12 protein-coding genes are annotated in these 14,264 nt (G+C 58.4%); all 12 read left to right on the top strand.

Features of this window, described 5'->3' with window-relative positions; genetic code table 11:
- Nucleotides 1–24: 24 nt before the first annotated feature.
- The 12 genes from EKM86_RS00860 to EKM86_RS00805 all read left to right on the top strand — a co-directional run bounded on the left by EKM86_RS00860 (nt 25) and on the right by EKM86_RS00805 (nt 14,163).
- Nucleotides 25–1,026 (top strand): tagatose 1,6-diphosphate aldolase, encoded by a 1,002-nt coding sequence (locus EKM86_RS00860; RefSeq protein WP_125754625.1) that lies wholly within the window; start codon nt 25–27, stop codon nt 1,024–1,026.
- 206 nt (nt 1,027–1,232) lie between these two features.
- Nucleotides 1,233–2,141, top strand: a complete 909-nt coding sequence (locus EKM86_RS00855) for an ABC transporter ATP-binding protein (RefSeq protein WP_164506103.1) — start codon at nt 1,233–1,235, stop codon at nt 2,139–2,141.
- On the top strand, nt 2,131–3,747 hold the full coding sequence (locus tag EKM86_RS00850; protein WP_125754623.1) for an ABC transporter permease: 1,617 nt from the start codon (nt 2,131–2,133) through the stop codon (nt 3,745–3,747). Before EKM86_RS00855 ends, EKM86_RS00850 begins: the two co-directional genes overlap by 11 nt.
- A 12-nt stretch (nt 3,748–3,759) precedes the next feature.
- A complete protein-coding gene (locus tag EKM86_RS00845) occupies nt 3,760–4,401 on the top strand; it encodes a TetR/AcrR family transcriptional regulator (RefSeq protein ID WP_164506101.1) in 642 nt (213 codons plus the stop codon).
- Nucleotides 4,402–4,617: 216 nt separating this feature from the next.
- A complete protein-coding gene (locus EKM86_RS00840; RefSeq protein ID WP_125754621.1) occupies nt 4,618–5,487 on the top strand; it encodes an NAD(P)-dependent oxidoreductase in 870 nt (289 codons plus the stop codon).
- Nucleotides 5,488–5,550: 63 nt separating this feature from the next.
- Nucleotides 5,551–6,423, top strand: a complete 873-nt coding sequence (locus tag EKM86_RS00835) for an aldo/keto reductase (RefSeq protein WP_125754620.1) — start codon at nt 5,551–5,553, stop codon at nt 6,421–6,423.
- Nucleotides 6,424–6,550: 127 nt separating this feature from the next.
- Nucleotides 6,551–8,146 carry an accessory Sec system glycosyltransferase Asp1 gene (gene asp1, locus EKM86_RS00830; RefSeq protein ID WP_125754619.1) on the top strand — a complete coding sequence of 532 codons (1,596 nt, stop codon included), beginning with the start codon at nt 6,551–6,553 and terminating at the stop codon, nt 8,144–8,146.
- 2 nt (nt 8,147–8,148) lie between these two features.
- The gene (locus EKM86_RS00825; RefSeq protein ID WP_125754618.1) at nt 8,149–9,657 is read left to right on the top strand and encodes a glycosyltransferase; all 1,509 of its coding nucleotides are present in this window, start codon (nt 8,149–8,151) and stop codon (nt 9,655–9,657) included.
- 117 nt (nt 9,658–9,774) lie between these two features.
- The gene (locus EKM86_RS00820; RefSeq protein ID WP_125754617.1) at nt 9,775–10,443 is read left to right on the top strand and encodes a hypothetical protein; all 669 of its coding nucleotides are present in this window, start codon (nt 9,775–9,777) and stop codon (nt 10,441–10,443) included.
- Nucleotides 10,444–10,446: 3 nt separating this feature from the next.
- On the top strand, nt 10,447–10,782 hold the full coding sequence (locus EKM86_RS00815; protein WP_125754616.1) for a hypothetical protein: 336 nt from the start codon (nt 10,447–10,449) through the stop codon (nt 10,780–10,782).
- 164 nt (nt 10,783–10,946) lie between these two features.
- On the top strand, nt 10,947–11,624 hold the full coding sequence (locus EKM86_RS00810) for a hypothetical protein (protein ID WP_125754615.1): 678 nt from the start codon (nt 10,947–10,949) through the stop codon (nt 11,622–11,624).
- A 46-nt stretch (nt 11,625–11,670) separates the two neighbouring features.
- Nucleotides 11,671–14,163: a TIM-barrel domain-containing protein gene (locus EKM86_RS00805; RefSeq protein ID WP_125754614.1), complete on the top strand. Its 2,493-nt coding sequence runs from the start codon at nt 11,671–11,673 to the stop codon at nt 14,161–14,163.
- Nucleotides 14,164–14,264: the final 101 nt, after the last annotated feature.

Below are 14,264 nucleotides of genomic sequence, written 5' to 3'. Positions count from 1 at the left end.
GGTAGAAATATTGGAGGGACAAATATGTCGGTAAAATTGACACAGGGTCAATATCAACATCTGGAGCAGCTGTCGAACGATCAACACGTCATTGCCGCCTTGGCGATCGACCAGCGGGGCTCGTTGCAGAAAATGCTGAACGCAGCGGCTGCTGGAGCGGCCAGTGAAACTGCACTGAGTGATTTTAAGGAGGTCGTGTCCGAGGAGCTGACCAAATATGCCAGCGCGATCCTGCTCGATCCAGAATTTGGGTTGCCTGCCGCCAAGGCTCGCGCCGCCAGTGCCGGCCTGCTGCTTTCGTACGAAAAAACGGGCTACGACGCGACTGAACCGGGCCGGTTCCCGGATCTGATCAATAATCAAAGCGCGCTGCGCATCGCCGAGGAAGGCGGTGACGCGGTCAAGTTCCTGCTCTATTACGACGTCGATGAGGGGGATGCGGTCAATGATCGCAAGCGGGCCTTTGTGGAACGAGTCGGGGCAGAAGCGGCGGCGAACGATTTGCCGTTTTTCTTGGAGCTGGTCACATACGCCGCAGATTTGGACGGCGTGGCTGATGCGGCATACGCAAAAGTGAAACCGCACAAGGTGATCGAAACCACGCGGGAGTTCAGCGACCCCCGTTACCGCGTTTCGGTGCTCAAAGTCGAAGTGCCAGTTAACCAGGCGTTTGTTGAAGGCTTTACTGACGGCGAAAGTCCGGTATACAGTCAAGCGGAAGCTTCGAGTTTCTATCAGCAGCAGGCCGATGCCACCGCTCTGCCGTATATTTTCCTGAGTGCCGGGGTTTCTAACGAGTTGTTCTTAAAGGAATTGCAGTTTGCCCATGACGCCGGCGCCACTTTCAATGGTGTGCTGTGCGGCCGGGCGACCTGGAAGGATGGGATCATCCCGTTTGCTGCCCGCGGTGAAGCAGCCGGTAGAGAATGGATGCAAACTGAAGGCAAGGCCAACATCGAGCGGCTAAACGCCGTGTTGGCCACCACTGCGACACCTTGGGATGACGTCGTGACAATCGTTAAGTAACCAAAGTTTCACATGATTTTTGCCCCTTGAACGGCCGCTGCCGCTCAAGGGGTTTTTCGATGTGTGGCAGCCGCGGTTGACTGACGCGTTGCCTGCGCGCAAAACCCTTTGGCCGCACCGCATCACGCCACCGCGTCAGTGACTCGAAAGTCATTGACCGAGCAGTCACCAGGCCGTACACTTGCCTCATCAATTGGGGAGGCGAGATCATGGCAGACGTTTTGACCGTTGATCACCTGCAGAAAAAGTTCGGAAAGTTTCAGGCCCTGAAGGATATTACGTTCAGTATTCACCCGGGGGAAGTGTTTGGGTTTATTGGGCCCAATGGTGCTGGCAAGTCGACGACCATCAGGACGCTGCTTGGCATCCTGCGTCCGACTGCTGGCCGGGCAACCATTTTTGGCCAAGACGCCTGGGCCGATGCAGTCAGCATCCACAAGCGCATCGCGTACGTGCCTGGGGATGTCAATCTGTGGCCGAACCTGAGCGGCGGTGAGGTGATCGATTTTCTGCTGCGGCTGAACGGCCAGAAGCACTCCGATCGCACAGATGAGCTGATCAAGGTCTTTGCTCTGGACGTCCGCAAGAAGGCCCGGACCTATTCAAAAGGCAACCGGCAGAAAGTCGCGTTGGTCGCGGCGTTTTCCAGTCAAGCGGACTTATCTATTTTTGACGAGCCGACCAGCGGCCTTGACCCGCTGATGGAAGAGGTCTTCCAGCGGGAAGTGTTGGCGTTGAAGCAGGCGGGCAAGAGTGTGTTGCTGTCCTCGCACATTCTCAGTGAAGTGGAGCGAATGTGTGACCGGATCGCGATTATTCGCCAAGGCGAGATCATTGAGGTGGGCAGCCTGGCCGAGATGAGGCAGCTTAGCCGCAGCACGGTGCGCGTCACGACCCAGCAGCCGCTGACGGCGATCGAGGCGCTGCCTTCGGTGCATCAGTTCAAGGCCAAAACCCCGACGCAAGCGGTTTTTTCGGTCGATGCCGAGGCGCTCGGGGACACGATCACGGCACTCAGTCAGCTGGGAATCACCCAGCTGATCACTACCCCGCCGACGCTTGAGGACCTCTTCCTGCGTTACTACAATCAAGAAGGTGGCAAAGATGAGCAGTAGGTACGCAAACACTTGGGCGTTGGTGCGGCTTAACCTGTGTCATGACTGGCTGAAAATCTTCCTTTGGATTGCTGGGCTGGCAGGCATGATGGCCAGCGCGGCGGCCAAATTTGAAGGGATCTACGGCACGCCCAAGGCTATGGCGTCAATTGCGCAAACCTTAAAAACCCCGGCCATGGTGTCGCTGTTTGGACCGTTTACCGCGACCCCACCATTTTCTTCGGCGGTGATCTATGGGGCGGAAATGATGGTGTTCATGGGCCTGTTTGCCGCCATGATGAATGTTTACTTTGCCGTTCACGCCACGCGGGCCGAGGAGGATGCTGGCACTTCCGAGTTGATCTTGGCCCATGCAGTCGGCAGACAGAGTCCACTGCTGGCCGCCATTATTGAGCTGCTAATGATCAACGGCGTGGCAGGCGTCCTGGAAGCCCTTGGCCTGCAGGCGGCCAATATGCCCGGTGCCAGTGCAACGGGCAGCTGGCTGTTTGGGCTGGGACTGGCCGCTTTTGGGTTCATGTTCGGTACCTTTTCACTGCTATTTGCGCAAATGGTTAGCTCAGCGCGCGCTTCGACCATGCTGAGTTATGCGTGGCTAGGCCTGCTGTACGTGGCGCGGATGGGGACTGACGTGAAAAATCCCGCTCTCACCTGGTGGACGATTTTTGGCTGGATCGAGAAAATGCATCTGTACACCGCAAATGTCTGGACGCCGGTTTGGCTGATGCTGGGTCTGAGTGCTACCGTGCTGTTCGGGGCGGTGGCGCTGGCCAACGCGCGCGATATTGGGGCCGGCCTGGTTGAGCCGCGCGCAGGCCGCAGTAAAGCCTCGCGCTTCCTGCAAGGGCCGCTGATGCTCCTCGCGCGGCTGGATCGGACCAGCACGATTATTTGGTTACTCGGCTTGTTTGTCCTCGGTGCCGCGTATGGCTCCATTTTTGGCACAGTCGGCGACTTGGTCCAATCCAATCCAATGCTGGCCAAGCTGCTGGGCAGCAGCGGGGTCGCTGCGGCCAACCGCGCCGTGGTGCTGGGACTGGCCAATACGCTGGTCGTAATTTTTGCGGTGGTCGCGGCGGTGCCGGCAATTTCGACGCTGCTGCGGCTGAACACGGACGAGCGCAAAGGCTACCTTGAGCTGTTGCACGCTGCGCCGGTTTCTCGCCTGCACCTGTTTCTCAGCCATGCGTTTGAGGCAGTTGGGGTGGGTACTCTGGCCTTGGCGCTTGGCGTCTTGGGGATGGGAGTGGCCGGTAACGCCTCGATGACCACTCCAATCAGCCTGGCTCGCTTTATGCGCGGCTTTGTCGGCTACTGGCCGGCGCTGTTGGTGGTATGCGGGCTCGCGGCTTTGCTAGTGGGATTGCTGCCCCGGCTTCAGACCCTGATCTGGGTCGTACCGGTGTACGGGGTGTTGTCCATGTTTCTTGGCCCCATGCTTGATTTTCCTAAGTGGGCGGAGCGGCTGTCACCGTTTGGATGGGTCAACGCGGTGCCGACACGCGCAGTCGCTTGGCCCACTTTTGCCAGGATGACCGCGCTTGGAATCGGCTTGTTCGGGTTGGCGTATGTCAGTTACCGCCGGCGTGATTTGACGATGAATTGAGGGGGCGCCATGGTGAAAAAGGGTTCAAAGGTGCCCCGTGATCCGGTCAAAGTCGACCGGATCTTGACGGCTGCGATGCATGAATTCGCCAGCCAGGGCTATCAGGCGGCAAAAACAGACGTAATCGCCCAGGAGGCGCGGGTCTCGAAGGGACTGATTTTTCGCTATTTTGACAGCAAGGCGAAGCTGTACCTGGCGGTTGCCCACAGGGTGTTCGACCGGTTGAACGCAGTCGCGGATTTTGCCGTTTGGCAGGATGCGCCAGACCTCCAGTCGATGATCACCCGCGCGCTGCGCTACAAGATTCAGCTGCAACTGCAGTACCAGGACGAAATGCGCTTTGGAATGGCGCTGTATGGCGGAAGCGACGTGCCGGAAACGGTCAAACCGCAGCTGCAGATCCTATTTCAAAATGAACTGAGCATGGCCAGCACGGACTTAGCCGGTCCGGTCCTGGCGCGCATGCCGCTGCGCGAAGGCGTGTCGCCAGCCTTGGTCGAGGGCCTGATTCAGGGCATGATCACCTTGGTGAGCCAGCAAGCGCAACCGTTTCTTGACGCGCATCCTCATGCCACAGTCGAGGACCTAGACTGGTTGGTCGAAGAGGTGCAAAAGTATCTCGACGTGTTGGAACACGGCTTTTTAAAGTCATAAGTCTGGCCCTGGCCCCCAGAGGCTGAGACAAAATTGCCTAGTCGCGTTTCATAAAGCAACGCCCAAGCGCACAAACGCCCATGCACCGCGATTCTAAAACCGAGTCGTGGTGCATGGGCGCTTGTGCTTTGGGCTAAAACCGCTTTATGTCTCAGCCTTTTTCATTTTCGGCCGCCGGCGCTATACTGGATAGTGTAAAGATGAGGAGGCGAGCAGATGCAGATTGGATTTATTGGGACCGGCATTATGGGCACGGGAATCATCAAGAATTTCCTGAAGGTTGGCTACGATGTGACCGTGTACAACCGCACCTCGGCACACGCCCAGGCCGTACTCGATGCCAATGCCAAGTGGGCGGACTCACCGCGCGAGGTGGCTGCAAGCAGTGATGTCACCTTTACCATGGTCGGCTTTCCTAAAGATGTTGAGCAAGTGTATTTCGGCCCAGACGGTGTGCTGGCCGGGGCGAAAGCCGGCAGCATCATCGTGGACATGACCACCAGCCAGCCTAGTCTGGCCGCTCGTATTGCGGCCGCTGCGGCCAAGCAGGACATTCGCGCGTTGGACGCGCCTGTTTCCGGTGGTGACATTGGCGCGCAAAAAGGGACACTCACGATCATGGTCGGCGGCGACCGGCAGGCGTACGATCAGTTGCAGCCGCTGTTTGCCAAGATTGGTACAACCAACCACTACTTTGGCCCCGCTGGCAGCGGGCAACACGCCAAGATGGCCAATCAGATCATGATTGCTGGGACCATGACCGGGCTGACGGAAATGCTGGTTTACGCCAAGGCGGCCGGCCTGGATCTGAAGACGGTCTTGGCCACGGTAGGCGGCGGTGGCGGCGCCAACTGGAGCCTAGAGAACTACGGTCCGCGTATTCTAGTCGGCGACTACACTCCCGGTTTTTTCATCAAGCATTTTGTCAAAGATCTGCGTATCGCTTTGGAAGAGGCGGATCGGCTGGGCGTGGCGCTGCCGGCAACCAAGCAGGCCAAGGCCCTTTACCAGGCAATGGTTGATAACGGCCACGGCGATTTGGGCACGCAAGGGCTGATCACTAGCTACCCGAGTTGGCAGAAGTGACGCCGGTGCGCCGGTCGGCTAGAATATAAGTAATTGAGTGGACACACAGAAAAGGAGCAAATCATGACAGAATTTTCAAAAATGAGCGACACTTATACCTTGAGTAATGGCGTGAAGATCCCAGTCGTCGGCTTTGGCACGTGGCAGACGCCGGATGGCGACGTGGCCAAGCACAGCGTTGAGGTCGCCATCGAGGCGGGTTATCGCCACATCGACACTGCGGCGATGTACCGCAATGAGGATAGCGTCGGCGAAGGCATCAAGGCGGGACTGGCGGCCACTGGGCTGAAGCGCGATGACCTGTTTGTCACCACGAAGTTGAACAATAATGCGCACAGCTTTGACCTGGTGCAAAAGGCCATCGATGAGTCCCTGACCAAGTTGGGCTTGGATCATGTGGATCTGTACCTGATTCACTGGCCAAATCCGGCCAGCTTCCGCGACTCTTACCCAGACAGCCTCAAAGACACCTGGCGTGGTATGGAGCAAGTCTACAAAGACGGCAAGGCCCGCGCGATTGGGATTTCAAACTTCCGGCAGGCGCACCTGGATGTGATCAAGGCAGACGCGACGGTTGAACCCATGGTCAACCAGATTTTCCTGAACCCGTCTGATTTACAGCCGGCGGTCACCAAGATGAACGAGGACAACCACATTCTGAGCGAGGCTTACAGTCCACTCGGCACTGGCAAACTGCTGGGCAATACTGAGCTCGCGAAGGTCGCCGCAAAGTACGGTAAGGGCGTGGCCCAGGTCCTGCTGCGTTGGTCCTTGCAGCACGGCTTCCTGCCGCTGGCCAAGTCGGTGCATGACGACCGCATTAAGCAAAACACGGACCTGTTCGACTTCAGCCTCAGCGATGCGGACATGAAGACCTTGGATGGGATGCACGGCGTGGCTGGGCTTGCCACCGATCCTGACACCACCAATTTCTAACTCGCTTTGGTTTCGCTCTCAACCGTTCTGGTTGAGGGCGTTTTTTGGTGCCATTGGTTTCAGCCAGCGAAAAGTGATGGTCGATAGCCTATAATTGGCCATAGATGATTTCAGAAGGGAGCCGGCTATGAATTTTTTTATTAATGAAACCATGCATGCGCAAAAGTCGGGGATCGAGCACGCAGAATTGAAGCGGTTCAAGTTGTTCAACGAGCACGGCGCGGACTGCCGGATCGTGATTCGCAACTGGGATCCGGAACTGCACGAAAACACGCGGCAAGCCGGCATTCCGGACGCCCAGTTGATCAGCATGTTTGACTACTTTCAGCACGCCGAGCAGGTGAAGGATCGCCGAATCACGTTGGCAGATCTGGACTTTGGCGTGGCGAACACGACTGTTAAGCACGAGCCAGGCAAGAACCGGGTGCTCGTCACTGCAGGGGGGCAGTTGGTGGCGCGGGTCAACTTCTGGCCGGATGCACAGCGCGTGCATTCGACCGAGTTGTTTGACGCTTTTGGCAACTTGTACCTGGTCGAGCAATACGACAGTCGCGGCTTTGTCAGCCTGCAGCAGTGGTACACGCCGGACAACCAAATTGGCATGGAAACTTGGCTGACGCCAGCCGGTCAGCCGGTGCTGGAAAGCTACAACCGCGATGATCGGCAAGGCAAGCGCCAGCAGGCCGGCTGGCGGCTGACCGAACGTGATGGCCAGGTGTTTCAGTTTGCGACGATTGAGGCGTTGACGCAGCATTTTTTGGATGATCTCAATTTAGATTTTTGGGACCTCAAACGGCCCAATGTCTTCGTCTTGGATCGCTCGCACCTGGTCGAGTGGGGGATCACGCGGCTGAAGCGGCCGGCGTACACGGTGTTGTATCTGCATAACGCGCACACGGCCAACGCCCAGGAGCCTGACGATCCGCTGCTGAACAACAATTACGAATTTGCGCTGAGCGATGTTGACGCGTTTGATGCGGTGGTTTCGGCGACACGCAAGCAGGCCGAGGCAGTGGCTCAGCGGTTCCACCCGCGGGCGGCACACTTTGCCATCGCAGTCGGCGTGGTGCCGGATCAGTTGCTGGCGGCGCCGCGGGTGACAGTGGCGCGGCGGCAGTTCGGTAAGATTGTGGCCTTTGCCCGCATCGCTTGGGAAAAGCACCTGGACGACCTGGTCCGGGCCGTCGCGATTGTGCACCGCGAAATTCCACAGGTGACCCTTGATCTGTACGGGTACGCCGATCCCAGCGACGACTACAAGGCCCGCCTGCAAGTCGAGCAGGTGATCCAAGCCGAGCACCTGGAAAAGGTGGTGACGCTCAAGGGCTACACCCAAGACATCGATCAAATCGAGAATTCGGCCATGATGTTTGGCGTGACGTCACGCATGGAAGGGTTCAACCTGGCCGTGATGGAGGCCATCGCGCATGGGCTGATCGCGTTTACGTACGATGTCAATTACGGACCGAACGAAATCGTCGAAAGCGGCGTGAACGGGCAGGTCGTGCCTTACGGCGATTATCGCGCCATGGCAGAGGCCATGCTGAAAGTGCTGCGTGATCCGGCGCTGGCGCAGTGGTATTCTGCCGGCGCCTATGAATCGGCCAGGCGCTACTCAAGTGCTGCGGTATGGGCGCAGTGGCAGGCCCTGCTGGCGGACGCCCAGGCAAATTGGCCGGCCAAACTAGTTGCCGCGCGGTTTTGCAAGCCGGAGGAGGGCTGAGGATGAACTATTTTATCAGTGAAAATATTTTTGCCTATAACTCCGGCACCGAGCACGCCCAAGCACGGCGGGTGCGACTGCTTTCCCGTTCCACTGCGACCGATGCGGTGTATGTGACCCGCAACTACAACCGGTTTTTGGCGCGCGACCGCAAGACGGTGGGACTAAAATCAGCGCAAGTGCTGAATATGTACGACTATTTTCAAGGGACGACAAGCGTGCCGAGAGTTGAACAAAAGCTGCGCTTGCTCAAGCAGATCCCGCTGGCCGCATACAAAATTGCCGGCCACGGCCCCAACTATTCCACTCTTGAAGAAAATGGTCTGACGCTGGCTCGCATCGATGTGATGCCCGGCACCGTCGGCCTGATTGGGTCGATTACCTATCAGGACCGCTTCGGGAACCTGACTGCACGCGAGAATTTTGACTGGCGCGGCTTTAAGTCCTCGGTCGACTACTTTCACCCGGACGGTCAGCTGGCACGTACCATGTACCTGAACCTGGCCGGTCGGCCGGTGCTCGAGATGGTTTGCATGAATCGAGGCGGCCAGGTCGCGCCGACGATGTGGCAGCTGCTGGGCGACCACGGTCATCATTACCGGTTCAGCACGGAAGACGAGCTTTTCACCTTTTTCCTTGACGAACTGGTGAAACAGGACCCGCAGGCGCGCCTGTTTTCCGAGCGGCGCAGCCTGGACGCGGCGGTGGGCGCTGCCGCCGCTGCCCAAAAGTGGGCCATCTTCCACGACGCCCATGAGGTGGCCGGCCAACTGCTGGCAGCCTATCGCCCTGTGCTGGTCGAACACCCTGAGCAGTTCACCGGCGTGCTGGTTTCGACCAAGGCGCAGCAGGCGGCGCTCAACCAGCAGTTTCCACGCGTGCGCACGGCCGTGGTGCCTGACACCGTGATCTTCCCGGACGAAGCAACCCCCCCGGTGGCGCGCGTGCCGCACTGGCTGGTGATGGTCGGCCGCCTGGCCCCGGAAAAAGGGCCGGACGCCGCGCTGCGGATCTTCACTCGGGTGCTCGCCGCGGTGCCGGATGCCACGCTAGAGCTGCGCGGATACCCGATCAGTGCCAACTACCTGAACCAGCTCAAGACCCAGGCCGAGCACCTAGGACTGGCGGAAGCTGTGACTTTTTCACCTTACGTGACCGGCCCTGAGCTGGCCCAAAGCTATCGCCAGGCGCAGGTGCTGATCGCGCCGTCTCAGCATGAAGGGTTTGGCATACAGCTGGTCGAGGCCCTGAGCGCCGGTACGCCGGTGATTGCTGACGATGTGGACTTTGGCCCCCGCGAGATCGTGGTGCCTGGGGTGAACGGTGACCTGGTGCAGCCAGGCGATGAATCTGCTGCGGCTGCCAAGGTGATTAAACTCTTGACGGATGCGCGGCTGTGGCACGCCTTGCATCAAGGCGCGCTGGATGCGGCTAAACAATACTTCGCGGCCCCGGTAGCCAGGCAGTGGCAGGCGTTTTTGGCCGGCCCGGCTGGGCACTCAACACACTAAAAAGAATTGGCAATGATTCTTTTAAATAAAAATGTAATCGGTTTCGACAAGTTTTGATATGATAGAGCCATCATAAGGGCGACCTGCGGGGGCTTTGTGCAGGTCAAAGGAGGAACTATGGCGCAACTATACAGAGCGTGGTTTCGCGCGAAAAAAGATGGTCGTTACATCGCCGGCTACAAAGCTGATACGGCGGACGATTTTGGGGTCGAACTGACTGATGATCCGGAACAAGCGGTTTCCATGATTACCGACCGCACAGCCGCTTTTGAGGTGGAAGACCGGCTGTTCCAGGCGTTGATTCGCCATCCTGATCCGGCTGGGGAGCCGTTAAACATGGCGACTGCACTTGACGCTTTTCAGGTGGTGCGTCAGTTCTTTGAGGTGGAGACTTTGGCGGTCCCGGCGGGCACTGAGGAAGGCCGCGAGATCACTTGGGTCGTGGACACCGCGCAAGTGGACCTCGACAAGTTCGGGGCAGAGCATCAGATTTCCCGCGATGATAATCGGCTTGTTGACCTTGATGAAGGCGATTGGGCGCAGCTGCGGTTCACTGTTCTACAGGCCCAGCGTTATGTAGATGACTTGACCGGCGCGTATTATCCGGGCATGACGGTGCGACACGCTGACGAGGCGTTTTTTTGGGCGCTGCCTGATGAATTTATGACCTGGGCGGAAGTCGTTTCCCAGCTCGACGTCTTTCCGTGCACGGTGCAGTTCACTAAAACCCCGGACGGAAAACCATACGCGGCCCTTCAACTGCCGCTAGCTGCAGAGGAGGAATAGCAGATGCGAAAAATTGCCTTTGATACCTACCCCTCTTACGTTGATATTCCTTCATCCGCGCTGCCGGCGCTCGTCACGTTTGTTAACTTGGGGGTCAAGTTGGACGATGAATCAGGGATCAAATTTCTCACCGATGTCCACGAGGATGAAAAAAATAGCAATTCGATCCTGCTGAGTTGGAGTGATGATCCGGCAGACGGCCTGTGGTTTACCGCGAAGGAGGAGCTCGCCCAGTATGCGGGCTTGCTCATGCGTTACGCACAAAGCCGCGGGATGTCGGCGGCCAAAGCGGCCAAGGCGATTTACGTCGTGCCGACCCAAGTGGGCGTCAAGCCGTGAGCACTTTTAGCTAAGCAGCAAAGCGAGTCATGGGGCTCGCTTTTTTGCTGGGGTCAAGTTTGTTGGCCCAAGGGGTCGACAGCTGCTGCGACATTTTTAGATGAAAAGGTTTCCTTGCTGGCAGCGGCTCGCTATACTGAAAGCATTGAAAAGGAGCCTGCCGCATGATTTCTTCTGATTCTCACCAGCAAGATGAAACGACCGCCCAGCTGGGCTTTTACCTCGTGCTTTCGATTTTACTCAACGGGTTCGGCAACGGGCTGACCGTCTGCATGAACCTCGGTTCGGCGTTGTGGACGGCGTCGGCGGTCAACTTGACCCACACGCTGCACTGGTCGCTGTTGGTCGTGCTGTTGGTTGAAGGCGTCGCGGTCACGGCGACTAATGTGATGTTTCTCGGCCGCTTTGACTGGCGGCGGGTGCTGGGCAACTTGATTTACATGTTCCTGTTCTCGTATGTGGTCGCCGGCTTTACCGCTTTGCTGCAGCTGACGCCGATTCAGACTTGGCCGCTGGCCGTGCGCGTGCTGCTGGATCTCTTCGGCCTGGTTTGCATCGGCGTGGCCATCTCAATTTATCAGCGGGTCAACGTGATCATGCACCCCAATGATGACTTCATGCAGATTATCCGGTTCAAGTGGCTGCACGGCCGTGCAGCGGTGGCGCAGCCTATCTCATTCATCCCGCCGATTGCAATCAGTCTGGTGTGTTTTCTGATCACGCGGCAGCTGTACGCGATCAATATCGGCACGGCGTTTTCGCTGCTCTGCCAAGGGTTTGTGATTGCCGCGGCCGACCGGGTCGTGTTTCCCAGCCTGAAGCACCGCCATTTGGAAGTTTAGCGACTGCGTTGGTAGTCGTTTTTTTATCATGAGAAGAGGCTCAATAATGGAAAAAATCAGCTTAGACCCGCAGCAGATCGGCTTTACCGAGGCGGCGCACCAGTTTGAAATGACAGCGGTCAATGATCACGTCATTCATCTGCTGGCATATGCCGGCAGTCGGCCAGAACACCCCACCGTACCAGGCGCCGTTGCCGTCGAAAAACACGCCGACGAGACGGTGGCTTCCGGTGGGTCAGGCCAGCAGTTTGAGGCGCCCATCGTGATTGATCACGAACAGCGACCGTTTGATGCGGCCATCGCACCGCTGAGTGTTCAGCTTTGCGACTACCAGCTGTGCTTTGATGTCGAGCGGCGACGCTTTTTGGTCACTGGGGGCCAAGCTGATTTTTCCTTTGGCCTGCCGACTTTTGACGATGACGGCTGGACGCAGGTCTGGCACACGGCGGACGACGCGGCCTTTTTTGGCGGCGGCACCCGCAATGGCGTGATTTCGCTGGCCGACCAAATCGTCGAGATCGCGAACCAAAACGTGTGGACGCAAGGCGGGGTGACCAGTCTGGTGCCGTTTTTCTGGAGCACGGCCGGGTTTGGTCTGCTGGTCAACACCTTCACGAAGGGCGAGTATGATTTTTCCAATCCGCACCACGGCGTCCGCGTCCATCATGACGATCCGGTGTGGGATGTTTATATGATTCTGGGCGAGACACCACAGGCTTTGATTCACGGGTATCACGAGCTGACGGGTAAACCTGAGCTGATGCCATGGGCCGGGTTTTATCCGGTTCACCTCAATGCTTACAACCGGGATTATTGGGTGGCAGTGACCAAGGACTCTGCCGGGGCCGTCGAGGTGACACCCGGGCACTATTACAAAGAGTATCAGCCCGTCAACCCAGAGTCGTTCAACACGGGCAAGCGGCCTGGGACCATCACGGTGGCCGGGCGCACGTTGGTGCCAAACGTGCCGGGTGCAGGTCACGTGACCTTTGTTGATCCTGGTGCGGACGGCATGCCGCAACGCGCGATTCACGAAAGTCTCAACGGTGAGCACGACTACCCGTTTTCGGCGCGGGCGGTGCTTGACCAATACCGCGACGCGGGGATGCCGCTTGGGACGCTATTCCCCAATGATGGGTACGGCGCCGGGTACGGTCAGACAGACTCGTTTGCCGGCGACTTGGCGAACTTGGCCGCCTTCGTGAGCTGGGCCAAGGCCCAAGGGGTGCGGACCGGGTTGTGGACGCAAAAGCGCCTGAACCCTGTGGACCCAGCCCACCCGCAAAAGGGGGAGCGCGACTTTGCCCAAGAGCTCGACGTTGGCGCTGTCGCGGCCAAAACCGACGTTGCCTGGGTCGGCGAGGGCTACACCTTCGGCCTGAACGCGACAGAGAAAATCGGTCGGCTGATGCGAGCGCGCGATTTGCGGCCGACGACTTACACCGTTGACGGCTGGGCCGGCAGCCAGCGCAGCGCTGTCGTCTGGTCAGGAGATCAGGCAGGCAGTCATTGGGCCAACCTTCGCGCGCACATCGGGACCTATTTGAGTACTGGCCTGTCCGGTAATCCCAACATCACTAGTGACGTTGATGGCATATACGCGGGCACCGATCCAGTGGTGTATGTCCGTGACTTGGAGTGGAAGGCCTTCACCGCGACCTTTTTGTCGATGGACGGCTGGGGCGACCGCCCGAAAATGCTGGGGCTGCAGTTTGGTGAACCCTTTGCGGCGATTTGTCGCGCCTTTGCCCGCTATCATGTGACGCTCATTCCTTATCTCTACACCTTGGCGCATGAAGCCCGAGAAACTGGCGCGCCAATCGTGCGGCCGACGTTTTGGGCGGAATCCACACCATATACGTTGGGCCACGCGCTGGATGACCAATTCATGCTGGGGGACTCGTTCCTCGTGGCGCCGATCATGGACGCCTATCAGTTGCAGGCAGACGGCGCCGATACGCGGCCGAGCCTTTATTTGCCTGCCGGCACTTGGTATGATCTGTGGTCTAACGACCAACTGGCCGGTGGGCGGACGTATGCCGAGGTGGCCACGCCCCTGGCGCAGCTGCCAGTGTTCGTGAAGGCTGGCAGTCTGATTGTCACCCAGCACGCGGCGCAGAATCCGGCGGCGGAAGAGTCCGCGCGTCTGATCGAGTACTTCCCAGGTGATGCGGGCCGCTTCACCTGGTACGAAGATGACGGTCACACCATGGCCTACACTAAGGGCGACTTTGCGACCACGCCGATTGAAGGCCAAACCGCAGGCCAAACCGTCACGGTGACAGTCCACCCGCGGGTCGGCCACTTTGCAGGAGACGGCGCCGATCAGCCGCTGCAGCTCTTTGTTCCGCTCAGTCAAGAACCAGCCGGGGTCCAAGTGACCGTCGATGGGCAGACCGTGGCCGCACCAGTGACGTTTGGTCTGCGGGCGGATGACCCGCTCGCCGCTTCGCGCAAGCAGCGTGGGGTGACCGTTGATTTAGGCGTCTTCGACCGGGCCAATCAGACCGCCAGGGTCACGATTGAAACGGCTTATTAATAAGCTCTGGGGCGCAGTCCTGTTGTTTGGACTGCGCCTTTTTTTGCCGGTGAAGCAAAAAAGCAGCCATGACTGGCTGCTCGCTGATGGGAGAGAGACCT

It is taken from the genome of Lacticaseibacillus hegangensis, from assembly GCF_003946465.1.
GTDB lineage: Bacteria > Bacillota > Bacilli > Lactobacillales > Lactobacillaceae > Lacticaseibacillus > Lacticaseibacillus hegangensis.
The sequence above is the reverse complement of the archived record's forward strand: the minus strand, read 5'-3'. Positions and strand labels throughout refer to the sequence as shown.

What these genes read in the sequence shown, in the direction of transcription:
- EKM86_RS00860 (WP_125754625.1), top strand. Translation starts at nt 25, where the DNA reads ATGTCGGTAAAATTGACACAGGGTCAATATCAACATCTGGAGCAGCTG.
- EKM86_RS00850 (WP_125754623.1), top strand. Translation starts at nt 2,131, where the DNA reads ATGAGCAGTAGGTACGCAAACACTTGGGCGTTGGTGCGGCTTAACCTG.
- EKM86_RS00840 (WP_125754621.1), top strand. Translation starts at nt 4,618, where the DNA reads ATGCAGATTGGATTTATTGGGACCGGCATTATGGGCACGGGAATCATC.
- EKM86_RS00835 (WP_125754620.1), top strand. Translation starts at nt 5,551, where the DNA reads ATGACAGAATTTTCAAAAATGAGCGACACTTATACCTTGAGTAATGGC.
- asp1 (WP_125754619.1), top strand. Translation starts at nt 6,551, where the DNA reads ATGAATTTTTTTATTAATGAAACCATGCATGCGCAAAAGTCGGGGATC.
- EKM86_RS00825 (WP_125754618.1), top strand. Translation starts at nt 8,149, where the DNA reads ATGAACTATTTTATCAGTGAAAATATTTTTGCCTATAACTCCGGCACC.
- EKM86_RS00820 (WP_125754617.1), top strand. Translation starts at nt 9,775, where the DNA reads ATGGCGCAACTATACAGAGCGTGGTTTCGCGCGAAAAAAGATGGTCGT.
- EKM86_RS00815 (WP_125754616.1), top strand. Translation starts at nt 10,447, where the DNA reads ATGCGAAAAATTGCCTTTGATACCTACCCCTCTTACGTTGATATTCCT.
- EKM86_RS00810 (WP_125754615.1), top strand. Translation starts at nt 10,947, where the DNA reads ATGATTTCTTCTGATTCTCACCAGCAAGATGAAACGACCGCCCAGCTG.
- EKM86_RS00805 (WP_125754614.1), top strand. Translation starts at nt 11,671, where the DNA reads ATGGAAAAAATCAGCTTAGACCCGCAGCAGATCGGCTTTACCGAGGCG.